At 53.1% G+C, this 25,698-nt stretch carries 20 protein-coding genes and 3 pseudogenes; 16 read left to right on the top strand and 7 right to left on the bottom strand.

Annotated features, from left to right (window positions below):
* The coding region (gene folM, locus EIEH_RS00105) for a dihydromonapterin reductase (protein ID WP_035608217.1) at nucleotides 1-600 on the bottom strand (600 nt) is incomplete at its 3' end.
* 640 nt (nucleotides 601-1,240) lie between these two features.
* Here folM and EIEH_RS00110 point away from each other — a divergent pair.
* Complete coding sequence (locus EIEH_RS00110) at nucleotides 1,241-1,642, top strand: hypothetical protein (RefSeq protein ID WP_015871273.1); 402 nt, start codon at nucleotides 1,241-1,243, stop codon at nucleotides 1,640-1,642.
* Nucleotides 1,643-1,895: 253 nt separating this feature from the next.
* Here the strand turns inward: EIEH_RS00110 and EIEH_RS00115 are convergent, their stop codons facing one another.
* A complete protein-coding gene (locus EIEH_RS00115) occupies nucleotides 1,896-3,287 on the bottom strand; it encodes an amino acid permease (RefSeq protein WP_015871274.1) in 1,392 nt (463 codons plus the stop codon).
* A gap of 240 nt (nucleotides 3,288-3,527) precedes the next feature.
* A complete protein-coding gene (gene ydgH / locus EIEH_RS00120; RefSeq protein WP_015871275.1) occupies nucleotides 3,528-4,478 on the bottom strand; it encodes a DUF1471 family protein YdgH in 951 nt (316 codons plus the stop codon).
* Between the two features lie 519 nt (nucleotides 4,479-4,997).
* Between ydgH and pntA the strand changes: the two genes are divergently transcribed.
* Both pntA and pntB read left to right on the top strand, forming a co-directional pair.
* Entirely contained in the window at nucleotides 4,998-6,524 is a 1,527-nt protein-coding gene (gene pntA / locus EIEH_RS00125) for a Re/Si-specific NAD(P)(+) transhydrogenase subunit alpha (RefSeq protein ID WP_015871276.1), read from the top strand.
* A gap of 12 nt (nucleotides 6,525-6,536) precedes the next feature.
* The gene (pntB, locus tag EIEH_RS00130) at nucleotides 6,537-7,928 is read left to right on the top strand and encodes a Re/Si-specific NAD(P)(+) transhydrogenase subunit beta (protein WP_015871277.1); all 1,392 of its coding nucleotides are present in this window, start codon (nucleotides 6,537-6,539) and stop codon (nucleotides 7,926-7,928) included.
* A gap of 73 nt (nucleotides 7,929-8,001) precedes the next feature.
* On the opposite strand, the gene uspE is transcribed toward pntB, so the two are convergent.
* Nucleotides 8,002-8,961 carry a universal stress protein UspE gene (gene uspE / locus EIEH_RS00135; protein ID WP_015871278.1) on the bottom strand — a complete coding sequence of 320 codons (960 nt, stop codon included), beginning with the start codon at nucleotides 8,959-8,961 and terminating at the stop codon, nucleotides 8,002-8,004.
* A gap of 175 nt (nucleotides 8,962-9,136) precedes the next feature.
* Complete coding sequence (locus EIEH_RS00140; protein WP_015871279.1) at nucleotides 9,137-9,895, bottom strand: FNR family transcription factor; 759 nt, start codon at nucleotides 9,893-9,895, stop codon at nucleotides 9,137-9,139.
* A gap of 542 nt (nucleotides 9,896-10,437) precedes the next feature.
* Here EIEH_RS00140 and EIEH_RS00145 point away from each other — a divergent pair.
* The 12 genes and pseudogenes from EIEH_RS00145 to EIEH_RS20035 all read left to right on the top strand — a co-directional run bounded on the left by EIEH_RS00145 (nucleotide 10,438) and on the right by EIEH_RS20035 (nucleotide 21,701).
* Nucleotides 10,438-12,402, top strand: coding sequence for a peptidase U32 family protein (locus EIEH_RS00145; protein WP_015871280.1), 1,965 nt, complete (start codon nucleotides 10,438-10,440; stop codon nucleotides 12,400-12,402).
* A 308-nt stretch (nucleotides 12,403-12,710) separates the two neighbouring features.
* Nucleotides 12,711-13,708, top strand: a pseudogene (gene asrA, locus EIEH_RS00150) (anaerobic sulfite reductase subunit AsrA).
* The gene (locus tag EIEH_RS18690; protein ID WP_015871281.1) at nucleotides 13,708-13,869 is read left to right on the top strand and encodes a hypothetical protein; all 162 of its coding nucleotides are present in this window, start codon (nucleotides 13,708-13,710) and stop codon (nucleotides 13,867-13,869) included. The pseudogene asrA and the gene EIEH_RS18690 overlap by 1 nt, the downstream one beginning before the upstream one ends.
* Before the next feature lie 195 nt (nucleotides 13,870-14,064).
* Nucleotides 14,065-14,361 carry a DUF406 domain-containing protein gene (locus tag EIEH_RS00155; protein WP_015871282.1) on the top strand — a complete coding sequence of 99 codons (297 nt, stop codon included), beginning with the start codon at nucleotides 14,065-14,067 and terminating at the stop codon, nucleotides 14,359-14,361.
* 18 nt (nucleotides 14,362-14,379) lie between these two features.
* Nucleotides 14,380-14,739 (top strand): helix-turn-helix transcriptional regulator, encoded by a 360-nt coding sequence (locus EIEH_RS00160; RefSeq protein ID WP_015871283.1) that lies wholly within the window; start codon nucleotides 14,380-14,382, stop codon nucleotides 14,737-14,739.
* A gap of 219 nt (nucleotides 14,740-14,958) precedes the next feature.
* A complete protein-coding gene (locus EIEH_RS00165) occupies nucleotides 14,959-16,749 on the top strand; it encodes a methyl-accepting chemotaxis protein (RefSeq protein WP_015871284.1) in 1,791 nt (596 codons plus the stop codon).
* Between the two features lie 338 nt (nucleotides 16,750-17,087).
* Nucleotides 17,088-17,672 (top strand): Slp family lipoprotein, encoded by a 585-nt coding sequence (locus EIEH_RS00170; protein ID WP_015871285.1) that lies wholly within the window; start codon nucleotides 17,088-17,090, stop codon nucleotides 17,670-17,672.
* Between the two features lie 1,508 nt (nucleotides 17,673-19,180).
* A complete protein-coding gene (locus EIEH_RS00175) occupies nucleotides 19,181-19,489 on the top strand; it encodes an ArsR/SmtB family transcription factor (protein ID WP_015871287.1) in 309 nt (102 codons plus the stop codon).
* 55 nt (nucleotides 19,490-19,544) lie between these two features.
* Nucleotides 19,545-20,474: a cation diffusion facilitator family transporter gene (locus EIEH_RS00180; RefSeq protein ID WP_015871288.1), complete on the top strand. Its 930-nt coding sequence runs from the start codon at nucleotides 19,545-19,547 to the stop codon at nucleotides 20,472-20,474.
* A gap of 272 nt (nucleotides 20,475-20,746) precedes the next feature.
* Nucleotides 20,747-21,145: a hypothetical protein gene (locus EIEH_RS00185; protein ID WP_035608229.1), complete on the top strand. Its 399-nt coding sequence runs from the start codon at nucleotides 20,747-20,749 to the stop codon at nucleotides 21,143-21,145.
* A gap of 186 nt (nucleotides 21,146-21,331) precedes the next feature.
* On the top strand, nucleotides 21,332-21,508 hold the full coding sequence (locus tag EIEH_RS19225) for a hypothetical protein (protein WP_155961442.1): 177 nt from the start codon (nucleotides 21,332-21,334) through the stop codon (nucleotides 21,506-21,508).
* Complete coding sequence (locus tag EIEH_RS20035; protein WP_226092425.1) at nucleotides 21,501-21,701, top strand: hypothetical protein; 201 nt, start codon at nucleotides 21,501-21,503, stop codon at nucleotides 21,699-21,701. Before EIEH_RS19225 ends, EIEH_RS20035 begins: the two co-directional genes overlap by 8 nt.
* Nucleotides 21,702-21,706: 5 nt before the next feature.
* Here the strand turns inward: EIEH_RS20035 and EIEH_RS00195 are convergent.
* Nucleotides 21,707-22,738, bottom strand: a pseudogene (locus EIEH_RS00195) (IS630 family transposase).
* A 706-nt stretch (nucleotides 22,739-23,444) separates the two neighbouring features.
* Nucleotides 23,445-24,930, bottom strand: a pseudogene (locus tag EIEH_RS00210) (C69 family dipeptidase).
* 258 nt (nucleotides 24,931-25,188) lie between these two features.
* Here EIEH_RS00210 and EIEH_RS00215 point away from each other — a divergent pair.
* Nucleotides 25,189-25,608, top strand: coding sequence for a universal stress protein (locus EIEH_RS00215; protein ID WP_015871294.1), 420 nt, complete (start codon nucleotides 25,189-25,191; stop codon nucleotides 25,606-25,608).
* Nucleotides 25,609-25,698 lie beyond the last annotated feature (90 nt).

Consider the following 25,698-nt stretch of genomic DNA (forward strand, 5'->3'; position numbering starts at 1 on the left):
ATCCAGTGCTTTTTGCCGATAGGCCTCATCATCCTGCGGGTTGAACAGGATCAGTGCCGGAGCGATGGCGTTAACCTTGACCTCAGGAGCCAGCTTACGGGCAAAGGAGCGCGTCATATTGTCCAGCGCAGCCTTACCAGCTGCATAGGCGATATGGCTGTCGCTGCCACGCTCTACGACATAATCGGTCACATGGATGATATCGGCGCCTGCGTCTCCCTGTCCACGCAACAGAGGCTCCAGCAACAGATTCAACAGGTAGGGCGTATGAACGTGGATCTGTAACATGGCATTGAGTGTCTGCTCCGGTGCAACATCGGGACGCTCGGCCTGCCAGGCGCTGGCGTTGTGTATCAGTGCCCGCAGGTGAGGCGTGATCCGCTGCACCTGCGCGGCGAAATCATAGATCCCCTCTGTCGTAGAAAAATCACACCGTAGGCAGCGAGCCCCGGCCTGACGCAGCGATGCCAGGGCAGGGTATTCACTGCGATAGGCCACCAGTACGGGGAGCTCTCTGGCAAGCAGGGAGAGGGCCAGCGCCAGTCCAACGCGACGGGCGCCGCCGGTGATCACCACCGGCGGCATGGACAGCGTATCCATCTGCAATTTCCTTAACTGAAAAAAGTATCGGCTGTGCGATACCGTTACGGTTCAGCGTATCCATTGACGCACGGGATATGTACCGTAAACGTTAAAATGCGCCAGGTGATTATGCCATTTGCGGCATGTCAATGCCTATAGCGTTAATCGAGTGTAAATGAATACCGCGCAATAGAGAAAGCCTCAATGCACCAAGCGATATGATCGTTGTTCCACCCATGTGCGCTTCATCACAAAACTTGCATCCCTATAAACAGAATAGAAAGAGTTGAGCGCAGGGGGTAATTATAATATTTCTCATTTGACAAAAACAAACAAAGAGCGGGGAGTATGCAATTACTTATTTTAAAAAGCTTTTCCTATTGGAGAAATATCTTTTCCATATTGAATTGTTTAATAAAATTATTTAATTGCTTTTATTTCATATCATTATCTATGTTAACCTGCTGATAACAAGAAGCGTGCCAGGTTAATCTGGCGCTAAAATGTGATATGGTTTTTGTATGTTCTCAGCCTCAGTCAGATGAGGCGCCAACTTTATATTGAACTCTCCGTAATGAGTTGGAATAATAGCCCGACACCGCAGACGCTGCCCATGAATATTCTAAGCGCTGGCGTGATGCGATTGGGAGCCTGAAATATGTCTGATCTTTATCGGTCTGTCGGAAAACCAGAGCGAGTTTGTTTCGACTACACGCATTTTCTGTCCGCATCGTGTAATAAGCGCTGGCGTTTCGTTGATGCCATTTGTGGGGTGATGCCGCTGTTTGGTATGGTGACCCGCGATACGGCGCAGAGTAAACGCTGCACCCAGAGCGCACGGATCCGTCAGCTGGCGCTACAGGTGCTCTCGACTCAGGTCAGTGATGAAACCAATATCCTGCGCCTGATTGAGCTGGTAAATCATCAGGGGCTACCGGAGATCGAAATCCAACTGCCCTATGCGCTGGAGGAGTCCCAACTGAGCACGATCCGCACCCAGTCAGTCATTCCTGTCCACATTGAACTGTGCGGCGAGCGGTTGCTGATTGCGTTGACGTAACGATGGGAAGCCAGGTGAAAAGAGCGCTCTAAGCCCAGTCAGGCAATGCATCGTGGTTTGCTCAGACAAAAAAACACGGATCCGTACTCTCTCAGGGAGTGCGGATTTTTTTATCTCTTGCCTTCCGGCTAGGCAGAGCGATGACTTACCCGCCGCCACTTGGCTAGAGTCGCCAAGCAAGATAAAAAAGGCCGCAGCGGATAGCGCTGCGGCCCTCTGAAAGGTCTCACGGGCTCGCCATGGCGAGATGCACTCAGTGCAGCATGAACCAACCGGCAGGCAGGGTTGCCATCAGGAGCAGGCAAATCCCGCTGCGCTCCAACACGCTCATCCGCTGGCGATCGCCCTGAGAGCGGCGTGCATGCATAAAGACCAGCAGACCCGGTGCATACAGCAGCACTGACATCAGCAAGTGTGTCAGCCCGGAGGCGTACAGTAACCACAGACCATAGGCACAGGCTCCAATGGCCGCCAGTGTAATCCAGCGATCGCCTTTTTCACGCGCCACCTTATACAGGAAGGCACCGACCAGGAAGTAGGGAACCAAGATCATCTCGGAGGCGATGGTCAGCAAGTTATTGTAGTTTGCGCCGGTCGCCCAAATGATGATCAGCGTCACCTGCACCGCGCCGTTGGTCAGCCACAGTGAAGAGGCCGGAGCCTCTTTGGCATTCTGTTTACCGAAGATTTTCGGGAAGGCCCCGTGCTGCGAGGCCAGGAATGGAACCTCTGCCGCCATGATTGTCCAGCTCAGGTAGGCACCACAGACGGAGATAATCAGTCCGCCGGCAATCACGATTTCACCAACCGGGCCGATCATCTTCACCATCAGTCCGGCCATGGAGGGGTTGCGCATTTCCGCCAGTTCAGCCCGCGGTACCACGCCGAGGGAGAGCAGGGTTATCAGCAGATAGACCACCAGCGCGGAGACGACCGCCAGCATTGTCGCTCTGCCCACATCCCGCTTATGGCGGGCGCGGGCGGAGACAACAACGGCACCTTCCACGCCAATAAAGACCCACAGGGTAAACAACATGGTGCTCTTGACCTGCTCCCAGACCGGTACACCCATCTTCAGTCCGGTAAAGTCGATCTTAAACGTATCCAGGCGGAAGGCGATGGCGGCCAGGATCACAAACAGTCCCAGCGGCAGCAGCTTGGCCAGCGTTGCGGCCAGGTTGATCCCCGCTGCGGTTTTAACCCCGCGCAGCACCATAAAGTGCACGACCCATAGCAGAATGGATTCGCCGATCACCGCCTGCCAGGTATTACCATCACCGAACAGCGTCTGCTGCGGTGAATCGGTGAAAAAACTCAGGGCGGCAAACACGATGACCAGATAGGATACGTTGGCGATCACGGCGCAGAGCCAGTATCCCCAGGCTGAGCAAAAACCCACCAGCTCGCCGAACCCCTCTTTGGCGTAAGTAAAGATACCGCCGTCCAGATCGGGGCGTAAGCGGGTCAACAACAACATGGCCAGCGCCAGAAACAGAATGCCAACGCCGGTAATAGCCCAGCCGATCAATAAAGCTGCAGGGCTTGCCACATCCGCCATGTTTTGCGGCAGGCTGAATACACCGGCGCCGAGCATAGAGCTCAATACCAGCGCCGTCAGGGCGGTAAGTCCGAGTTTTTTTTCCAAGGCAAAATCCAAAAAATAGATAAATTAACCAATATTTTACATTTTTACGATGTAAAAACTGACGATGACGGGCTCAGCAGGGGCTGGCCGGTAAAAGTGGCGCCGATTGTACGAATAGAGCGCCTGACGCGCAATGGAATACTATGCAATTTAAGTAAAAAATTATTCAAAAAATAGCGTCATCAGGCAGCAGAAAGAATAAAAACGACCCCGCAGGGCCGTCCATCATATTGGTGGGGATTATTTAAACAGATCGGCGCTGACGGTCAGGTTGCCGCCGCTCTGATTTTGCCACTGACGGGTGATGTGGTAGTACTTGGCACCCTTAGCCGCTGCACGCTTGGCGGTTTCCGTTGACATATCGGTCATGCTGTTAAAACGGCCGGTAAAAGTGATGGAGTCAAAGGGGACCATCTGGGCGGCGGTGGCATTGTTCAGCTCTTCGATCTTGGTGCCGTTCGGTAATGTGACGGTGTAACGGTGACCGGAGGAGGACTGAGTCTGCCAGAATTGACCGACGCTATTGCTCAGGGTCGACGAGGAGGCAACGCCCGGGAGTTCGACGTTTGCAGCCGCAGCACCGCCGGCGGCCAGGGCTGCGCGGCCCGCGTCAGAGTCGGCAGGGATCACATCGGGGCTCTGTACCTGGCGTTTCGGCGCATCGGCTTTAAATACGTAGGCGGTGATCGTCTGGTTGCCGCCGTTATTGGTATCGATCTGACGCACAATGTAAAACGCTGCAGCCTCTTTCTTCTTGGCGGCACGGGCGATGGCGTCGTTCACCTCAGGCTGACTGTTAAAGAAACCGTTGATGGTCACGGTATCGAAAGGCTGTAGCGCAACGGCCTCTTGTTTCGACAGCTCTTTGATCCCCTGGAAGAGACGGTAGTTTTGGCTCTTGTCGACAGTTTCCGCATCTTTCTTATAGATATTGGCTACGACACGCCAGTTACCACCGTCGTTGCTGGCGTTGGTATCCAGAATATAAAAATAGGCGGCGCCCAGCCGATCGGCCCGACGAGAAACGGCATCCGCCGCTTCGCTGAGCATATTGAAATGCCCGCTGATGGCAATTTGTTTGAAAGGTTTCAGCTCCGCTGCCTTTTGCGGAGTGAGTTCTTGGGCCGCCTGGACAGAAAATGCCATGGCAGAGAGCAGGGCCGACGCAACGAGGGTGGTTCTCAGCTTCATATCAAAAAAATCCTTTACGCCTTATCAGGTTGTTTTGGTTAGCGGCAGAAGCCTACACCGAGGCGCCCGGCGTTTGCCGAACCTTGCCGCGATTGACAATGACAGCACATAATAATGCGCCAGATTATTACACGTAATGCCGTCCCTTGCCTCAGGATTTTATGCGATAAATGCGCCAGCTTACTGTTATTGCACGCCTGTTGCGGGACAGCATTTCTGATCCTGGTGGAATTTGGGTTGATAATTAATTGATTTCGCTTTTCCTTTTTTTTAAATATCGCCTCATCCTTTCCATTGTCACGTTAACACACAAGTCGTAAATCAGGCGTTAGCGGTTATCGCAATGACAAATGCGAAACTTTTGCCGCTTTTGGCATCGGACGTGACGATCAGTAGTGGATCGGCGCACCTGTTTTCAGTAGTTTATAACAAGCTATCAGCAATTTTCGCTAACAGCATACAAGGTCATCGCAGGGTATGGATGACGCTCATCTTATTGACAGGTGAAAAGGGACGATTATGCATATTGGTGTACCAAAAGAGCGGTTGGCCAATGAAGCCCGCGTAGCGGCGACGCCGAAAACGGTAGAGCAGTTGCTAAAGCTGGGTTTCACGGTGACTATCGAAAGCGGCGCAGGAAAACTGGCCAGCTTTGAGGATGCAGCCTATCAGCAGGCCGGTGCCAAGGTGGTTGAACTTGATGAGGTTTGGCAGTCTGACGTGATTTTAAAGGTCAACGCGCCGGATGATGATGAAATTGCCCGCATTAAGGCAGGTGCTACCCTGATAAGCTTTATCTGGCCGGCACAGAATCAGCCGCTGCTGGAGAAACTGGCCAAGCGTCAGGTCACGGTGATGGCGATGGATTCGGTGCCGCGTATTTCGCGCGCCCAGTCGATGGACGCCCTCAGCTCCATGGCAAACATTGCTGGCTACCGTGCCATCGTAGAGGCCGCCCATGAATTTGGCCGCTTCTTTACCGGTCAGATCACGGCGGCAGGTAAGGTGCCACCGGCGAAGGTGATGGTTATCGGCGCCGGCGTTGCCGGCCTGGCCGCCATCGGTGCTGCCGGTAGCCTCGGTGCTATCGTGCGCGCTTTCGATACCCGCCCGGAAGTAAAAGAGCAGGTGCAAAGTATGGGCGCCGAATTTCTGGAGCTGGATTTTGAAGAAGAGGCAGGCAGCGGTGACGGCTATGCCAAAGTGATGTCTGAGGCCTTCATCAAGGCTGAGATGGCGCTGTTTGCCGCCCAGGCACAAGAGGTGGATATTATCGTCACCACCGCGCTGATCCCAGGGAAACCGGCACCGCGCCTAATCACCAAAGAGATGCTCGCCACCATGAAGCCGGGCAGTGTGATCGTCGACCTGGCGGCGCAGACCGGCGGTAACTGTGAGCTGACGCAGGCCGATCAGGTGGTGACCACGGAAAACGGCGTCAAGATCATCGGCTATACCGATCTGCCTAGCCGCCTGCCGACCCAGTCATCCCAGCTATATGCCACCAACCAGGTCAATCTACTCAAACTGCTGTGCAAAGAGAAAGATGGCACCCTTAATGTGGACTTTGAGGATGTAATCATCCGCGGGGTGACCGTGGTGCGGACAGGAGAGATCACCTGGCCGGCACCACCGATCAAGGTTTCCGCCCAGCCACAGGCCGCCAAGACAGAACCGGTGGCAGCCCCCGTCGCCAAGCCGACGTCACCGCTGAAGAAGTACCTGCTGATGGCTCTGGCCATTGTGCTGTTCGGCTGGATGGCCAGCGTGGCGCCAAAAGAGTTCCTGTCGCACTTTACCGTGTTTGCGCTCTCCTGCGTGGTGGGCTACTACGTGGTCTGGAACGTTAGCCATGCGCTGCATACGCCGCTGATGTCGGTCACCAACGCCATCTCCGGCATCATTGTGGTCGGTGCGCTGCTGCAGATTGGGCACGGTGGTTGGATCACGTTCTTTGCCTTTATTGCGGTGCTGATCGCCAGTATCAACATCTTCGGTGGTTTCACCGTCACCCAGCGCATGCTGAAAATGTTTCGTAAGAACTGAGGGAGGTAACAAATGTCTGGAGGATTAGTCACCGCAGCATACATTGTTGCCGCCATCCTGTTTATTTTTAGTCTGGCCGGGCTGTCCAAGCACGAGACGTCCAAGCAGGGCAATACCTTTGGCATGGTCGGTATGGCCATTGCGCTGATCGCCACCATCTGTGGTCCCGACGCCGGCAGCATAGGTTGGATCATCGTGGCGATGGTGATCGGCGGCGCTATCGGCATGCATTTGGCGCGTAAGGTCGAGATGACTGAAATGCCGGAGCTGGTCGCTATTCTGCATAGCTTCGTCGGTCTGGCGGCGGTTCTTGTGGGCTACAACAGCTACATCGATCATCAGCCGGGCAGCATGGAGGCAGTGCTGGAAAATATCCATCTGGTCGAGGTGTTCCTGGGGATCTTCATCGGGGCTGTTACCTTTACCGGCTCTATCGTCGCCTTTGGCAAACTGCGTGGGGTTATCTCATCCAAGCCGCTGATACTGCCGCATCGCCATAAGCTGAATCTGGCGGCGCTGGTCATCTCTTTCCTGCTGATGCTGTGGTTCGTCAATACCGGTTCCAGCGTGGCACAGGTGTTTGCCCTGCTGCTGATGACGGTCATCGCGCTGGCCTTCGGCTGGCATTTGGTGGCCTCTATCGGCGGCGCGGATATGCCGGTGGTGGTTTCCATGCTGAACTCCTACTCCGGCTGGGCAGCAGCAGCGGCAGGCTTTATGCTGAGCAACGATCTGCTGATCGTGACCGGTGCCCTGGTCGGTTCGTCCGGTGCCATTCTGTCCTACATCATGTGTAAAGCGATGAACCGCTCCTTTATCAGCGTGATCGCCGGGGGCTTCGGCACCGACGGCTCATCCACCGGTGATGAGGGAGAGATGGGCGAATACCGCGAGGCCAGTGCGGAAGAGGTGGCTGACATGCTGAAGAGCTCATCAAGCGTGATCATCACGCCGGGATATGGCATGGCCGTAGCGCAGGCGCAGTATCCGGTAGCGGAGATCACCCAGAAGCTGCGCGATCGCGGGATCAAGGTGCGCTTTGGCATCCACCCGGTGGCGGGGCGCCTGCCCGGTCATATGAATGTCCTGCTGGCGGAAGCCAAGGTACCGTATGATGTGGTACTGGAGATGGATGAGATCAACGATGATTTCGCCGATACCGATACGGTACTGGTGATCGGTGCCAATGACACGGTCAACCCGGCGGCCATGGAAGATCCGCGCAGTCCGATCGCCGGAATGCCGGTACTGGAAGTATGGAAAGCCCAGAACGTCATCGTATTCAAGCGCTCCATGAATACCGGCTATGCCGGCGTTCAAAACCCGCTGTTCTTCAAGGAGAATACCCAAATGCTGTTCGGCGATGCCAAAGACAGCGTCGAGGCCATCCTACGCGCCCTGTAAGCGTCATTGGGATAAAAACGCAAGCGCCCCACAGTGGGGCGCTTTTTTCATTCAAGGGCGAGGCGCTGCTGACTTACTCGTCATCATGCTCATCTTCGCAGTCCACCTCCAGCGGCGAGGCATAGCCGTCCGGTTTAATCGCCAGCAGGTCGCATTTCAGGTGATCGATCACATGTTCTGCCGTATTACCGATAAACGCCGCGGAAATACCGGTGCGCCCCAGGGTGCCAAGCACCACCACGCCGGCATTGAGCCGGGAGGCAACATCAGGGATCACATCCTCCGGCAGCCCTTTCTCCACGTGGGTCTGCGTCTCCGGAATCGAAAACTTCTGCCGCAGCGCCTTCATGGCCACCAGATGCTGGCCGCGAATAGCCTCGTTGTAGATCCGCGGATCAAAGTCTGGAATTTCGATAGCGGCATTGATAGGGGTCACCGGATAGGCCGCCACCAGATGAACCACCGTCTGGTTCACCTTTTCCGCCAGCGCCAGCGTCTCCCGGGCCAGCTTGATGTTCAGTGGATCGTGGTAGGGCTCTTCGCTGGAGAGGTTTACCGCAACCAGCGCTACGCCATTTTCCGGCCAGGGTTGATCCTTTACCATCCATACCGGACAGGGGCATTTACGCAATAGATGCCAGTCGGTGGGGGTAAAAATGACCGACTCCAGCCGATCGTGCTGATGCGCCATCTTCAGCAGCAGATCATAACCGCCGCGGATCACCTCCTGGATGATGGCCTCGAACGGGCGATTATGCCATATCACCTTAATTTCAATGGCGATACCAGCCTCAAGGTAGTAGCGGCACTGCTCGTGGATCCAGGCGGTACGCTGGTTGACGACGCCTTGTCGCATAGCCATCCGTTCGCTGGGTGACAGTAGGATTGTCATCTCATAGGAGAGATCGTATATAGGCAAAAATGCCATGATCTGGCCGCCGTTACGCTGCACCAGGTATACCGCGCGCCGCAGCGCAGGCTGATCGTTTTGGTTCGGATCGATAGCCACCAGTATTTTCTGATATTGGGCCATATGGACTCTCCTTACTGCCTCATCATCAACGTGTTTTCACCGTACCATACAATAGAATAGATAAGGAAAATACCGACGAGCAACAAATCAGAAAATATAATCTAGGGGGGTGGGTGAGGAGGGTAACCAATAAAAAACGGCCCGCAGGCCGTCTTCTTTAATTCGCAGCGAACGCTCATTCACCACAAGGTGTACGCGGATTACCGGCCAGATTGGCCAACGCATCAATATCTTGAATAGTGATATACTTACCCTTTACGCTGAGAATATCACTTTTCTGAAAGCGTCCCAGCAGACGGCTAATCGTCTCTACCGTCAGACCAAGATAATTCCCGATATCGCCGCGGGTCATGGTAAGACGGAATTCACGCGGTGAGAAGCCCCGCTGGGCAAAGCGCCGCGACAGGTTATAGATAAAGGCGGCCAGACGCTCTTCTGCATTTTTCTTGGACAGCAGTAAGATCATATCCTGATCGCCCTTAATTTCGCCGCTCATCAGGCGCATCATCTGCTGACGCAGGCTGGGCATTTTACCGGACAGGTCGTCCAGCGTTTCAAAGGGGATCTCACACACCATGGAGGTTTCCAATGCCTGGGCAAAGCTGGGGTGTATCTGTGCGCCGATGGCATCAAAACCCACCAGATCACCCGCCAGGTGAAATGCAGTGATCTGCTCATCGCCCTGCTCGGTGATGGTATAACTCTTAATGGTTCCGGAGCGGATCGCGTACAGCGACTTCAGTTCATCCCCCGCCTTAAACAGCGCCTGACCTTTCTGAATCGGCTTTTTACGCTCAATGATATTGTCGAGCTGACCCAGCTCATGTTCATTAAGCGTAAACGGGATACACAGCTGGCTGATGCTGCAATCCTGACAGTGGATCGCACAACCACCAGACTGGATACGACGAATGACACGTTTTTCCGGAATCATAGGTGTTGCCTAAATAATATTGATATCAGTCAATTTTAACATCTTTTATGGGGGATAATAAGCCCTATTGTTGATCCAGATGTGGGGATGCGAATTAAGGCACGTTTCGTGTATAAGATGTGATGCATAGCACATTATTTATTGGTGACATCGCCATGACAATATGGTTGACGCCATTCATTATGTTAGCGCTATGATTTTTCCTGTTGATATCGTGTTAGCCACGGCAGTGATGGCGGCGTAAAAATAAGCGTGAAACAAGGTGTCACGGGGCTTGGCGCGTAGAGAACGTTCGGATCGGAAATTAAAAATTACAGCGTGGACAGGAATAAAATCACGCAATTTAATAAAACAAGCGGGGCATTATTTAGGTAAGCAATTTGTTTATAATAGTACGATGCGCTGTCGGAAAAATAGCGTGGCAGCGAGCCTAACGGCGGCCAGCGTCGGCGATACGGATAAGAAATTCACACCGCCAGCCTTGTAACTGTGCCCGGCGCGACTACAATAGCGCCGTTTCAGAGACTAACCACGGTAACCGCATGCGCCAACCCATACACAAGCTTGAACTCCTCAGTCCCGCCCGCGAGGCGGCCATCGGCCGTGAGGCCATTTTGCACGGTGCCGATGCAGTTTATATCGGTGGACCCAGTTTTGGCGCACGTCATAACGCCGGTAACTCCCTAAGTGATATTGCCGCTCTGAGTGATTTTGCCCACCGCTATGGCGCTAAAATCTTCGTTACGCTCAATACAATACTGCACGATAATGAACTGGAACCAGCGCGCCGCCTGATCCACCGTCTCTACGACGCAGGCGTGGATGCGCTGATCGTGCAGGACATGGGGATCCTGCAAATGGATATTCCCCCCATCGATCTGCATGCCAGTACCCAATGCGATATCCGCAGCGTAGAGAAGGCCCGCTTCCTGTCCCAGGCCGGCTTTTCCCAGATTGTGTTAGCCCGCGAGCTGAGTCTGCCGCAGATCGCCGCCATCCGCGACAGTATTGATGCCAATATCGAATTCTTCATTCACGGTGCGCTGTGCGTAGCCTATTCCGGGCAGTGCTATATCTCTCATGCCCAGACCGGGCGCAGCGCTAACCGTGGTGACTGCTCTCAGGCCTGTCGTTTGCCCTATACCCTGAAAGATGAGCAGGGGCGCGTCGTTGCCTATGAGAAGCATCTGCTGTCGCTTAAGGATAATGATCAAAGCGACAACCTGACGGCGCTGATCGATGCCGGGGTGCGCTCCTTTAAGATTGAGGGGCGTTATAAGGATATGAGCTATGTGAAAAATATCACGGCCTATTATCGTCAGCGACTGGATGTCATTCTGGATCAGCGCCCAGAGCTGTGCCGCGCCTCTCTTGGGCGCACCCGCCACTTTTTTACGCCGTCGCCTGACAAAACCTTTCACCGCGGCAGCACCGACTACTTTGTGCGTGAGCGACAGATTGATATCGGCGCGTTTGAATCACCTAAATTTATCGGCGTTCCTATCGGTGAGGTAACCGCCGTTACCGCCGGGTACCTGGACGTCAGCGTCCGCGAGGCACTGCACAACGGCGATGGGCTGAATGTACAGGTGAAGCGAGACATCGTTGGGCTGCGCGCCAATACGGTAGAGGCGCAGGGTAAGGGGCGCTATCGTATCTGGCCGAACGAAATGCCGCCGACGCTGGCTACGCTGAGGTTGCCTCATCCTCTGAACCGTAATTTGGATCACGACTGGCAGCAGGCGCTGCTGAAGAGCTCCAGCGAGCGCCGCATCGGTCTTAGGCTGTGTTTAAGCGGCTCGGCCCAGCAGCTGCAGCTGACGCTCACCAGCGAAGATGGCGTCAGCGTTAACCAATTCCTGGAAGGCCACTTTGAACCGGCACGTCAGGCCGATCGCGCGCTGCAGGGACTGCGCGAGGGGCTAAGCAAGTTGGGGCAAACCCTATATCAGGCTGATGAGGTCGAGATTGCGCTGGCAGAACCCTATTTTATCCCCAACAGCCAGCTGAACCAGCTGCGCCGCGAAGCCATTGAGCAGCTGGATCAAGCCCGGGCCCGCCAGGACAACCGTCTGCAGCGCAGAGCGCCAATAATGCCACCACCGCAGTATCCGCAGAGCCATCTGACCTATCTGGATAATGTGTATAACCGCCTGGCCCGTGAGTTTTATCACCGGCATGGCGTCACCCTGATCGACGCCGCCTATGAGGCGCACACGGAGAAGGGCGAGGTTCCGGTGATGATCACCAAGCACTGCCTGCGCTTTGCGTTTAATCTCTGTCCCAAGCAGGCTAAAGGGATCCAGGGCGTGAAGGGAAGGGCGTCGCCAATGCAGTTGGTGTGCCAGGATGAGCTACTGACGCTGAAGTTTGACTGTAAACACTGTGAAATGCAGGTTATTGGCAAGATTAAACCCCACGTGCTTAAAATGGCACTGCCGGGCAGCGTATTGGGCGCCATTACACCGGATGAGCTGCTAAAAACCCTGCCAGGAAAGAAAATATAATCCTGAAGTATCCGCAAAATAACCGAGTTGTGCCATTTCTCTTTACCCTCTGGCGGGAGATATCTCCCGCCAAAAATGCGATCTGACTTGTATTTCTGACAGCCTATCCATCGCTGCTATCGCGGGTAAGCAAATTAATTTGTTGTTTTTACAAGGTAAATTCAATTTATCTCTTTTTACTTTATCGCTAATTCGCTAATTCGCATTTCGCGTAAGTCGGCGTCGCGTAGGCGTTATATATTCATACTCAGGAAATCCATACAGTTAATGTGGAGAAGTTATTATGTCACTTCGTTTGTCTGAGGCTGATGCTGACGCGCCTGCGCAGCCACTACCGGGTTTATGCGCCGGTGACGGAGTATCGCGGCGGACGTTTTTCTGATACTGATAATATCGTCTACCAAGAGGTGACTCGCTTGCGGGATATTGTCTGGCAGGAAAAGTCCCATATGGCACCCAGCACGATTATATCCCCCATTACCGAGACACTGTTTCATTTCGACAACGATGTGACTCAGATTGCCGATGTCGATCACCGTCCACGTCGGTGATGTCACCGATTTTACCGGAGGCAACCTCAATCGAGGACATGGTTTCGATGACCTTGAAGAAAGGCAATAATGCCGATTACAGCTACGCATTGGTGCGCGACAGCATTAAGTTTGTGCTGATGGAGTGCGCATCCGGCTTTGAAAACTGCTTCTGTGTTCCCATGGGAACCAACCGTACCGACAACTACAGCGCTGCGATGCGTTTTGATCCGCAGGGGGTGAACGTCGAGATCACCGATCCGACGCTGGAGGCCGCATTTTCCGGGCTGGGGCAGGCGTGTAACTACCGCGCCGGATTCGTCAGCGAGAATCCGGAAAAAGTGGTCACCCCGGACCAGGTATGCGATGACCCCAAACGCGTACGCCAGATCCTATAGCAGAGTCCGCTGTGGGATGACTATCAACACCGCTGCACCACCGGCTGCCCAACCTGTACCTGCTACAGCCTCTTCGATGTCGCCTATGCTGAAAATCCGCAACGCGGCGAGCGCCGCCGTCAGTGGGCCAGCTGTATGGTGACCGGATTTACCGATATGGCCGGTGGCCACCCATTCCGCGACAAGGTCAGCGAGCGTCTGCGCTTTCGCGCCCTGCATAAGGTCAACGACTATCGCGCCCGCGCCCAAGAGGGGGAGCATATGTGCATCGGCGACGGCCGCTGCGATGAACGTTGCTCACGGTATATAAAATTTTCCAATATTACTAATAAGATGAACGCTGAAGTCGCCAGGGTGCTGCAGGATGAGCAAGAATAATGTGTAACGGTAATTGTGAACATCGTCACCAGATGCTGCTGCCGGTGGCATACCCAATTCTGGAGATTGAGAAACATACGGCGCTGGAGTGGAACTTTCGTGTTGCCTGCGACTTTCCGCTGCTCTTCAGGTGCGTCTGGGCAGGGCAGTCGTACCAGTAAGAAGACACTTACGTCGGCAATGTACATCTTAAATCGGTTTAGCGGTTTATCGGCATGGCTCAGGTTCGCTACGGCGGGCCTTTTTTGCAAAAAAAACAATCTAAAAAAATGGTCATATATATTATAATTAATCGTTTTTATTAATTATTAATTTGTTTTACTCTAGAAACAGTTGATAATCATGAGGGCAATGTGATGAAAGAGGTCGTCGATAAATGCAGTAACAAAGGCTGTGCCATCGATATTGGATCTGTGCTCGATAACGATAATTGCACCACCATCATTACGCAAGCCTACCCCAGTCGTGATGAGGCCGAGAAGCAGCTGGCAAAGCTAACCGCTAAATCCCAGCGCGTTGCGCAGCAAGAGTACCCTTGTATAATTACCCACGACATCTGTGAAAAAGAAGGGGAGTTTATTCTTAACGTCCACTTTAATTTTTCATGTCAGGCTGAAACCGTTATTTTTGAACTTTCACTACGCCACGCATAAACAGTAGGATATTGTACTATGGTTAGAGATAAGTTTATTTTAAAAAGTTTTTCAATAATTAATCTCTGGATTGCCAACCATGTCCACCTTGGAATTAAAAGCGCCGACGTGATAGCGATTTCAGGTTATTCCCGCTCTTATTTTCTTCGCGAATTTGAACTGGCCATGGGAACGACACTGGCAAACTATATTCGTCTCGAACGTCTCAAGCTCTCACTGCAGCAGTTAGAAGAGACTGAACTGAGAATTAAGGAGATTAGCCATGCGCTTGGCTATCCCAGCCAAAGTACATTTTGCCAGATATTCAAGAATCAGTATCGCGTCTCACCGTCCGAGTATCGCCTCCTGTGTCGTAGGAGCACCCGACTGGCAAGCTAGCCATTGCTTTCCCATAACGCCGCCGGTCTTCGGCACTTTCGTGCACCATGGGAAAGTATTTCGCAATGTAAAAATAATCTTATATATTAACACCCTCCATGCGTAACACTCTGATACTCTTACATCAGATAAAATCACTCAAGTTTAAAGGAAGTCTGCCGTTATCAGTAAGACTGACCATTTAAAATTTATCTTACTTACTACACAGGCAGGCCTATTATGTTCGATTCCATTCGGGCACGGATTCTCGCGACAACCGGCGTCATTGTCGCAGCGTCGCTTTGTGTCAATACGTTGATTAATTATCGGATTGCCAGCGACTCTAACGCAAAAGCCCTTCAACATACCCTAATATCTTTAACTGCCAGCCATACCGCTACCGTACGCCAGTGGGTCGAAAACAAAACGGCGCTGATCGCCTCACTGACACCCCATGTCGGGGACAGCGATCCCCGGCCGCTATTAAAACAGATAGCCGACGCCGGTGGCTTTATCAGTGTAGATATGGGGTACTCCAACAGGGTGGAGATCTCCTCCGATCCCTCCAGCATCCCCCCGGGCTTCGATCCCACAACCCGCGCCTGGTTTATCAATGCCAGAAAAGTAGGGCATCCGATCGTAACCGAACCTTATATGGATGCAAATACCCATACATTGGTGGTGACCTTTGCCGCACCTGGTCCACAGGACACGCCAATCAGCGGTGTCGTTGAGGGCGATGTACATATGGATAAAGTGATTGCCAACGTGCGATCCATCCACCCCACAAAACACAGCTTTGGTATGCTGCTTAATGCTGACGGTACCATCATCGCCCACCCCAATCAGCAGCTGACGCTGAAATCACTGGCTGACATCGCGCCACGCCTGAGCCTGACCCAGCTGTTAACCTCCGGTAAACCTGTGGAGGCGATCATTTCCGGCCGCAATGCGCTGTTGTTGGCAATGCCGATCCACGGAACCAGTTGGTATACCGTTGTAGCTATGGATGATACAGAGGCTACAGATGGAATGCGTTCACTGCTGCTGGCCTCCTGCATTGCACTGCTGGTTCTGATCGTGCTCTCTACACTGGTGATTGGTATCGTCACGCGTCGGGCGCTGCGTCCGTTGTTCCATATCCGTCAGGCGATGGAAAACATCGGCGCCGGCAACAACGCAGATTTGACCAAGCGGCTGGATGTGCAGGGGAAAGATGAGGTATCGCAGATCGCCCGTGCATTTAACCAATTCGTGGATAAGCTGGCCAACGTGATGATTTCTATTCACAGTACCAGCGAGTCAGTTCGTATTGCCGCGCGGGAAATCGCTGCCGGTAACGAGGACCTCTCTAGCCGAACCGAGTCAGCGGCGGCCAGTCTGCAGCAGACCTCGGCGGCACTGGAGCAGATCTCTGCAACCGTTGCACAGTCGGCGACCTCTGCCCAGCAGGCCAATGAGTCCGTCAGCTCTGCTGTTCAGGTAGCGCAGCGCGGTGGCAAGATGATCTCGCAGGTCATCGAAACCATGTCCTCGATTGAGGTTGCCTCCGGTAAAATCGGTGACATCACCGGAGTCATCGATGGCATTGCATTCCAAACCAATATACTGGCGCTCAACGCCGCGGTTGAAGCCGCCCGTGCCGGCGAGCAGGGGCGTGGGTTTGCCGTTGTCGCCGGCGAAGTCAGAACGTTGGCTCAGCGCAGTGCCCAGGCAGCCAAAGAGATCAAAAATCTGATCGACTCAACCGTAACCAGCGTCGCCTCCGGCTCACACCAGGTACGCCAGAGCGGTGAAACCATGACAGATATTGTTAATAGTGTCGGCGCCGTCAGTGCCATTATGGGTGAGATCACCAACGCGGCTGAAGAGCAAAACCGCGGCATCAGTGAGATCAACAGTGCGGTGATCCAGCTGGATACGATGGTACAGCAGAACGCCGCTCTGGTTGAGGAATCAACCGCGGCCTCCGCCGCGCTGCAAGGGCAGGCAAGTGAGCTGGCCGATACTGTAGGCCAGTTCAAGATGTAATCCGTTTTATTTATATTGTACCGTTCGGGAGGGCTGCATTAATAGCAGCCCTTTATTTTTTATCTCTATTTACGACATTTTTCGGCACACCTGAACGTTTACCACAATATAACAAAAAATATTCTATACGACTCGTATGCTTTACTTATCTGACTTAGAGCCTATCTCAGTATGAATATATTGTTGCACTCAGTTTGGACACGGACAGCGCGCAACAACCGGAGCGTACACGTAGTATGTGAACAGCCCAAGACCAAAATGGAAAATCAAACAGCCTAATCGGATAGGCTCTTAGTAATAAATATGATATTGGATATGAGTATGTAAGGAGAGTCATGATGAAGTGCCGACATTCACTATTCGCTGCTGCACTCTGTGCACCGTTAATGCTAAGCGGGTGTGCCGCTATTCCCAGAGATATACAGGGCAATAACAGCCCGATCCTGCAAAAAAATTTTAATCAGATCCATATGGCGCCCAATCTCTACACGGGTCAGCAGGTTCGCCTGGGCGGACGGGTTATCAACGTAATTAATCTGCCTAAACAGACGCTGCTGGAGATCGCAGTGTTACCGTTAAACAGCGCCGCCAGACCGCAGCTAAATAAGCCTTATCAAGGAAGGCTTATCGCCCGTAGCGATCGATTCCTCGATCCGGTCAACTACCGTAATCATCTGCTCACGGTATTGGGAACCCTCAGCGGAAGCGAGATGGGTAAAATAGGCTCGGCACCTTATACCTTTGTCCGACTGAATATTCAGGGAATTCAACTCTGGCAGGTGAGTGAAACGCAGCCACCGGTGGCTGCCTGGGACTACGGTATTGGACCTAACTGGCCTCTGAGCTGGCAAAACCAGCATAATAGCGATCTTGGCTGGGGATGGTATCCGATACTACAGCCGGAAACAGCCTCCGTGCACTAAAAATGCGCAGAAATGCGTTCCACTGCGTATAAATCATACGATGCAGCCGTCAAAACAACCGACGACTGTATTTTTTATGTGCAAAAGAAATGGCGCTAGAAAAAATCAGCAGGGTAATCCTGTTGAACCAGGCTCAGATTTCACGTAGCGACGCCAATATTATGCAGGTGGCGGCTGCACGGCCAACAACGCAGGCACCGTTCAGAACAGAGCATCTGGTGCCGTGAACGGCGGCATCATAAAATACGGTGTTATAGCTGCCGGAAACGGTGGCGCATAGAGAGAAAAGCAGAGGAAACCTTGAGCGCGTCCGAGGCAACGACGGATGATCTCCGCGACGGGGATAGTGATAGATGGTGATAGAGAGATACCTCCACGATAATCTGCTTCAGAATGCTATCTCATACGTTTCGACCCAGCGAAAAAGACGCGGGTCGCAACGGTAGTAATGATGCAGCGGGAGAAAGAGGCTGCAGTACCGATAACCATGCCAAAGGCTGTCGGATCATGATGCTTATAGGGGAAAGCAACACCGCAGGGGAGGAGCCAATATGCTAAGGCAACAACAGTACGCCGATAGGAAAACTCCCGCATTTCTCTGCTACCTATGATTTAACATAATATACATTATACGAATTAACCTTAGAGCGACTCAATGCCAATACACGAGCGTCTTTAAACCGGTATTCCTATCAACGGACCACTGTTCCTGATAAGGCGCTTGCGATACCTGACGCCGGGATGTTATCCGTTAAAAAAGCGCCCGCCGCAAGATCCCTAAGGATGTCATCAATCGCAACCTGCATCCTTGTCAGTCTGCGGAAAATACTCGGCATTACACCGCGCCATTGTATCCAGTGTCGCTGACCGATCTGGCACTCAGCGTCAATCCGGGAGTGCTACCCCTCGATATTACCCAAAGCCAAGCTTTATCATGAGATGTCTGATGGATTGTTTATCAAGGAAATACCGTGAATTTCCGCCCACGTTTCTTATCACTGTGCAGTCTATAATACCCAACCAAAATGAATGGAGACGCCGAGTTAAATATCGAGGCCGGCGCGATTCGAATGCTAGAAAGCGCTACGATTTATAACGCGGCAACACCTCCCTACTCCAGCGGCTCACTTTGATACGCCTGCACTCACTGGCAGCCACGCGGTGCTGATAAATAAGCGTCGCGGGTCTGGCTCCCATACCCGGGGTCCGCTCCGTGGCATCAATTTGCCCTCACTGCGTGACGTAATGCAGCACATCAGATTATTTTATCGACGTTATTCGCTATAGTACTGGCGATACGCTCACTACGCGGTCAGATTGCCGTAAAATCCATCGTACCACCTCGCTAAAAATGGCGCTGCTACGTGAAATCTGTAATTGAAATAGGGTAATTACCCTGCTGATTTCGCCTAGCGCATCCTAAATTCACCTCCTGATGATTCGTCATATTGACAATGCTATCAACTGGAAATAACATATAAACATATATTCATTTGTTGGTATTTATGATGTTAATCGTCGCTGAAAGCACCATCTCTGAGCTGGCCGATATTTTCCGTCTCTTGGGTGATACCACCCGGCTACGCATTACGCTGTGCTGTCGGGCGCATCCCATTGCCGTCGGCGATATTGCCGCTTCGCTGGATATCAGCCCATCGCTGGTCAGTCACCATCTTCGCCTTCTCCGCGCCGCCCGGATAGTGACGGCCGATCGCCAGGGTAAACAGGTGTTCTACTTCGTGTCGGACTCGCATATCTCCCGGATGGTGGCCAGCATGCTGGAGCATCTGGATGAGCCGCGCCTGGATCTCGACTGAGGACGCGCGGCCTCGCCCCCCCCTTCTATCTTCGCCAATCCAGGATCTTTATGCCATGAATCAACCACAGTACATGCCGTTTTCACGGGGCCCCAGTGCGGATAAGAGCCGTGAGGCGGCCAGTAAACGCAGCACCTGGATTAGCGTGTTCGTCAATATCGCTCTAACGGTGTTTCAGATCATCGCCGGCGTTTTTTCCGGCTCTCAGGGGTTGATCGCCGACGGTCTCCATTCGTTATCCGACCTGGCGGCGGACTTTGTCGTCCTCTGCGCCGTTCAGCGCAGTCAGCAGGCCCCGGATGTGTATCATCACTATGGGCATCGGCGCTACGAGAATGCGGCCTCTTTGATTCTGGGTGGACTCCTGCTGGCCGTCGGTATTGGGATGATCATTTCAGCCATCAATAAGCTCAGCGATCCGGCGGCCATTCCTACCGTGCATTATGCTGCGCTCGGCGTGGCAGTTGTTGCACTGCTGGCGAAAGAGATACTCTTTCGCTACATGCTCACCGTCGCCAATCGGGTTGGCTCTGGAATGCTGGTCGCCAACGCCTGGCATGCCCGCTCAGACGCCGCCTCATCGTTGATTGTCGCCATCGGGATCGCTGGAAATCTGCTGGGGTTCGGGTTACTCGATCCTATCGCAGCGCTGATCGTCGGGACAATAGTGAGCCGTATGGGGTGGCGATTCAGCGCGGATGCGCTGCATGATTTAACCGATCGGGCCGCCGATGCGGAGCAGAACGCCGCCATCCGGCAGGCTATTTTATCTACCCCCGGGGTCATCGGACTGCATGCGCTGAAAACCCGCAAAAGCGGCGATCTGATCCTGGCCGATGTCCATCTGGAAATCGATGGTCGGCTTAGCGTCACCGCAGGACATCATATCGCCAGAGAGACGGAGCGAAGGGTTATGGCAGAACATCCGGTGCTGTCTCTGATGACGCACGTTGACCCTGTCGTTTGTGCAAGTCCTAACGGTTAAGATGAGATACAACGCCCTCCACTCTTCCCGTTGCAGCGCGCCGCCGCGGGCGCTGCAACCTGATGATACGTGACAACGTCACCAAGTGACTCACTTCGCGCCGCCGGATCTCTATCTTTCAGGGCTCCGTTTGGGAAACGGAAAATATTACGCGCGAGTTTCAGCAACCACTCCACCCCTTCCGGTAGCGCCAGTGCTTCAATGGCTTTAAGGTGGTCTATAAATAGCTAGCGACTGGATGACACTGATCGACAATGATGAGTGTCTGAAATATGCCCCGTCTGAAAGCAAGGGAGCGGGCCATCGCCGCCCTGATTGAAACGAATTTCTGGGATAAAAACGCCAGCCCAGCCAGTCATAGGGGAGAAACATGCGAATCCGGCACCACCTTTGCCTGCCGTAAACGCGCTATGCTCGCCATTCTGCGCTGGGTGCAGTCAAAGCGTGAATACGAGAACATCATGCAGCACCTGTCCACCACGATTGGCGAAAAAGGTGACTGGAAAATCAATGGGCCCGCGTCATCACTTTTCTGGCTGAAGGTGAGCAGCCGCGAGCATACGGATACGATACTGGCTTTATTCCTGGCGCACAGAAGGTCATCATCACCCCCAGCTACTATGCGGAAAATCTGCACGCCATTTACACTCATTTGCCGGATGCCCCCGTAGTTTCACCGGGTCACCCGAATGAATTCATGCCCCTCTCACACCTGTGTCACCGTCATTACTCCACAGCTGCACCACCTACATCACCACCCAGCACGGACGATAACCATGAACACATAGACGCGATACCGCCTTACTTTGATTGTCCTGGTGCTGGCCGTCCTCACCGACTGCCGCGATGAACAGAAGATGAAAGCCGACCAGGACGCGCTGGTCTGTACTTCACTGGATAATCTGGTAACGCTGAAAGGCAGCAGTTTTCAGATGGGGGATTTTGGCCCTCTGGTGGTAGAAAAACTGCCCTACAACTTCGACCAAGACACTCCCCCTTCATCCGGCTACGCTCTCCGACTTCCGCATCGATAAATATCGTGTCACCTGGGGGATTAACCGCTGGCTGTCGATACAGGGCCGGGATAAAAACACCATCTACCAGACGATAGAGAAGGGAAAAGATTTCAGTAAGCAGGACAAAGAGGCGCTGGGGGAAACATATCCTGCCACGGCAAGCTGGCAGGATGCCCGCGATTACTGTCAGTGGCTAAATAGCTGCGCCTAATAGCGCTACACTTTTGCCATCCCATGTTTACCTCCCGGGAACGGGCTGACGGTTTCCATAAAATGGCGGACTTTTTTCAACAGTTGCCACATTGAACGGCACTGATGATTACGCGTTATCGTGTCGTGAAGCGCCTGCCATAGCCGATCAACATGATTCACCCACGGCGAGTAAACTGGCGGGTAAATCACCCTGAACTTCGGATTTTGCTTCAGCCAGCGCTGCGTTTCCCGGCTTTTGTGGATAATGTCGTTATCCACGATCAGCGTTATCGTTTTTGCCCGCCGGTACGTCGCTTTAAGCTGCTTCAGCAACTTGATGAATAGCACTGAACTTTTGCTGTTGCCGCCCACGTAGCTGACTTTGCCCGCTCCGCAGTGCAGTGCTCCGGCCAGAGAGTATTTTTCGTTCTGTCCCGGCGTCACCACCCGTTTTTGCTGCCCGCGTAGCTGCCAGTCCGCACCGATTTTGGGATTAAGATGGATATCTACCTCATCTTCATAAAATACCGGATGCTCTGCGCTGCATTCGTTCAGTGCTTTGTGGATGGCCGCCATTTTTTCATCCTTATGCGGGTCACGGATACGCAGGGTTGGCGCGGCCCTTCGCCACACCAGACCCGCAGACGGCAACCAGTGGCGAACAGTTCCGGCATGTCACTGGCATCCGGTTATCTCGTTGATTTTTATTGTCATAAGTTCTGTACTCCAGCGTGAACGCTGGTAGCAAAAATCGCCGGGAGCGTGTTTTACCAGCTCACGTAACAGCGAGCAGATATGCTCAAAAGGCCAGCGCCGGGCTCGTCCGGCAGGTAGTGATTTCAGTCCTGCAACACCCGACAGCGTGAACCAGTTAATCCAGTGTCCGACGGAGGAACGGGCACAGCAGAGCGTTCTGGCAACGTCGCTGACGCGGTCACCCCGGTGCAGCATCAGCATGGCGGTCAGCCTGCGGGAATAATTTTTATCATGCGTTTTATGGATAGTTTTCTGCATCAAGCGTCGGTCAGTTCGGGGAATTGGTACTATGATCGGCATTGCTCAGTCCGGTTGGTGATTTATTTTGATTTGGCGATTTTTTTTGATTTGGCGATTGATCAGATCGCACAATCCAGGCTGAGTTCCCTCAACGTGATCTACTATTCCGCGCAGCTATTTAGGGAAAGTAAGCAACCGCAGTATGGTTCTGCCTACCGAGGCCCAATAGGAATACTCAGCACGCAGTCGGGGTAAGTTATTTATTTTCGCTAACGACAAAGATCGTAACTATGCATCATCCAGCAAAAAAACCTGTCGGTAGTTTCCAGCTAACCCGCTAGGTCTTTACGACATGATGGGGAACGGCGCTGATTGAACAAAAGACTGGTATGCAGCAGATTATTACCTCCGCTCCCCAGAAAAAGATCCACAAGGTCCGGGATCAGGAGAAAAAAGGTCAGTGCGAGGTCGTACAGGATCTGGACATACTCTCAGTATTGAACGCAATAGCCTCAAGCCAGATAACGAATGGGTTCAGAGCTCCGCTAAGTTATTTCCTGCTCGCGACGTGTAGCCCAGCCCAAAACGACGAATTAAACAGGAAAAACATCCTGAGATGTATATGTGCCCAAGCTAGGGTAGCCATAGAACGCTTGGGCTGTGTACTTACAGTACCGTGGCGGTCAACATTTGACCTTGACGTAAATATTTCCTATTTTCCATGCGGAGCCCTTTCATGGCGGCGCACAGGAGAGATAGCGCCTCTCTAGGCGCCAGCGAACAGGTATTTCGCATTAACATCCTGTGCCAACTGGGTAAACAGCCGGTTGGTCAGTGTCTGCGTCGTCTCTAGCGCCTCCGCAAATACCTGCTCGCCGAAGCGCTGAAGCAGACGGTCGGCCTCAACCATATCCTCTTGATAAATTTTGATATATTCAGACTCCATCGCCTTCTGCAGATCACTAAAGCGCGACTCTAACCGTTGATATTCCTGCTGGACGCCAGGTGCATAGCGATAGTAGTTCACCATGATCAGCGTCTGCAGCTTGCGAAACTGCCACTGCGCCGAGAACGTATCGGCCTCCCCGCTGGTAACCTCACCATAGGCGGCCGGCACATCGCCCCCGGCATTGGGATAAAACGGAATATAGAGCGAAATACTGGGCATGCCGTAGGATAGATATATCACATCGCTCAGCGCGCGGCAAACCGCTGCGCGACTGCAGGATATGGGACTGCTGGGTGCGGAACAGGGAAATCGGCCGCCAGGTATAGTCCGGCGTATCCGCATAGGGCTGTCTCCCCAGATTATCATATGTGTTGCGCAGCCCTCGCTTAACCGATTCCACATCCAGCGCGTCACTGGGCGCTTCGAATACCGCAAACCGCTGCGGCTGCTGTAACGTTCTGTCCGGATCGGGGCGATATAGCTGCTGTAGGGCATACACCCGCGGATAGTTGTAATAGCCGTCGAGGCGATCGTCATGACGCGTATAGGCCCGCTCAAAATTGAATTGGCCATCGCGCTGGGGATCATATAGCCCATGCTGAAGGGCAAAGTCGATCAGCGAGGCCGATGCCATATAGTCGTCGCGGTCATCGGGATTATAGTCGCGCAGCCGCCCCTGATTACCGGTAACAAAATAGCAGTGCGGCGCCAGTTTAGCGGCCAGCCACTGGTGCGCACTGCCGGTTTCCAGGTACCAAATCTCATCCGGATCAATAAAGGCAACGCCAAACCCTTCGCCGGCGCCCTGCTCTTCGATCATCTTTCCCAGGCGAGACACCCCTTCCCGTGCAGAGTCGATATAGGGCAGAACAATATCGACAATGCTGTCCTCGGTGATCCCACTCTCGCTCAGATAAGGATCGTGTAACAGAGCCTGTTCACTGGCAAAAATCGTCTCGGTAGCACTCATTCCGACACCGCGCTGATTAAATCCGGCGGCGCCCCAAGTCATCTGCGCCGCCGTTTTTCCGGACTTACCGTTGGCAAATGCGCTATAACCCTGCGCCGTTGCGGGGAGCGGCCAGCTAAAGGCATTTTCATTGGCATGAAACCGCCCACGCTGATCTGCCTGCGGCGGATGCTTGAGCAGCACTTTTGACAGCAGCGGATCGTGGTCCTCGGTACGGGCAATAATACGCGAACCGTCGCGGGTCGCCGCCGCGCCAATCAGGATTGTGGTACATGAGTCCTGGCTTAGCGGAACGGCCGATGGGGAAACAGAAGAGACAGAAGAGACCTTCATTGTTCAACTCCTTGTAGCCTGAGGGAAATGGCGTCAGCAATGACGCATTACGTTGCGATTATCAGCTTCAGCATACGCCATATATTACCATGGCGCATTTAGGCGCCGGCAATAATGCCTCTAACCCCGCCGCCGCTTATCCACCTGCACAGGATCCAATCGTTATGACTATTTTACATACATTAAACAATTATTTTTTGTTATCGGAACGCGACCAATATGGCTAAATTTAACAATGGGTCAACAGGAGGAACAATTATGTACAGAAATATTTTGGTACTACTTGATCTTAAAACCGGATCCCAAGAGGACATGCAGATATTGAGCAAGGGCATTCAACTGGGCGGGTACCTGCAGGCAACGCTGCATCCGGTACATGTCGTGCTTGATATCGATCCGGATGACGACGGCGGAAACTCACCCTACTTTTCTCAGTTGGAAGATCAGGCCACCGCGCTGCAGCAAACTGCTGGCACCGCATGTCCAGAAATTACCATTATGATCAGCAATGATTTTTCTTCATCCCTAGAAGATTTTATTCAGCAGCAGCAAATCGATTTGGTGATTTTGGGGCACCACAACAGCGCGTTTGCCCAGAAGTTTATCTCATTTCTTTCCGTGGCTAAAAACACCATTGACACCATTAGCATTGATACGCTGATCGTGCCGTTAAGGTAACTGAGTCAGCTGATCCAGATAGGCCCGGTATCTTTACCGCCGGGTGCTATCCTTAAGTTAACTGAAACTTGCCCCGTACCTGGAGCAGCA

This window comes from Edwardsiella ictaluri ATCC 33202, from assembly GCF_000264785.1.
Lineage (GTDB): Bacteria > Pseudomonadota > Gammaproteobacteria > Enterobacterales > Enterobacteriaceae > Edwardsiella > Edwardsiella ictaluri.

What these genes read in the sequence shown, in the direction of transcription:
- EIEH_RS00110 (WP_015871273.1), top strand. Translation starts at nt 1,241, where the DNA reads ATGTCTGATCTTTATCGGTCTGTCGGAAAACCAGAGCGAGTTTGTTTC.
- ydgH (WP_015871275.1), bottom strand. Translation starts at nt 4,478, where the DNA reads ATGAAGCTGAGAACCACCCTCGTTGCGTCGGCCCTGCTCTCTGCCATG.
- pntA (WP_015871276.1), top strand. Translation starts at nt 4,998, where the DNA reads ATGCATATTGGTGTACCAAAAGAGCGGTTGGCCAATGAAGCCCGCGTA.
- pntB (WP_015871277.1), top strand. Translation starts at nt 6,537, where the DNA reads ATGTCTGGAGGATTAGTCACCGCAGCATACATTGTTGCCGCCATCCTG.
- uspE (WP_015871278.1), bottom strand. Translation starts at nt 8,961, where the DNA reads ATGGCCCAATATCAGAAAATACTGGTGGCTATCGATCCGAACCAAAAC.
- EIEH_RS00140 (WP_015871279.1), bottom strand. Translation starts at nt 9,895, where the DNA reads ATGATTCCGGAAAAACGTGTCATTCGTCGTATCCAGTCTGGTGGTTGT.
- EIEH_RS00145 (WP_015871280.1), top strand. Translation starts at nt 10,438, where the DNA reads ATGCGCCAACCCATACACAAGCTTGAACTCCTCAGTCCCGCCCGCGAG.
- EIEH_RS18690 (WP_015871281.1), top strand. Translation starts at nt 13,708, where the DNA reads ATGTGTAACGGTAATTGTGAACATCGTCACCAGATGCTGCTGCCGGTG.
- EIEH_RS00155 (WP_015871282.1), top strand. Translation starts at nt 14,065, where the DNA reads ATGAAAGAGGTCGTCGATAAATGCAGTAACAAAGGCTGTGCCATCGAT.
- EIEH_RS00160 (WP_015871283.1), top strand. Translation starts at nt 14,380, where the DNA reads ATGGTTAGAGATAAGTTTATTTTAAAAAGTTTTTCAATAATTAATCTC.
- EIEH_RS00165 (WP_015871284.1), top strand. Translation starts at nt 14,959, where the DNA reads ATGTTCGATTCCATTCGGGCACGGATTCTCGCGACAACCGGCGTCATT.
- EIEH_RS00170 (WP_015871285.1), top strand. Translation starts at nt 17,088, where the DNA reads ATGAAGTGCCGACATTCACTATTCGCTGCTGCACTCTGTGCACCGTTA.
- EIEH_RS00175 (WP_015871287.1), top strand. Translation starts at nt 19,181, where the DNA reads ATGTTAATCGTCGCTGAAAGCACCATCTCTGAGCTGGCCGATATTTTC.
- EIEH_RS00180 (WP_015871288.1), top strand. Translation starts at nt 19,545, where the DNA reads ATGAATCAACCACAGTACATGCCGTTTTCACGGGGCCCCAGTGCGGAT.
- EIEH_RS00185 (WP_035608229.1), top strand. Translation starts at nt 20,747, where the DNA reads ATGCCCCGTCTGAAAGCAAGGGAGCGGGCCATCGCCGCCCTGATTGAA.
- EIEH_RS19225 (WP_155961442.1), top strand. Translation starts at nt 21,332, where the DNA reads ATGAAAGCCGACCAGGACGCGCTGGTCTGTACTTCACTGGATAATCTG.
- EIEH_RS00215 (WP_015871294.1), top strand. Translation starts at nt 25,189, where the DNA reads ATGTACAGAAATATTTTGGTACTACTTGATCTTAAAACCGGATCCCAA.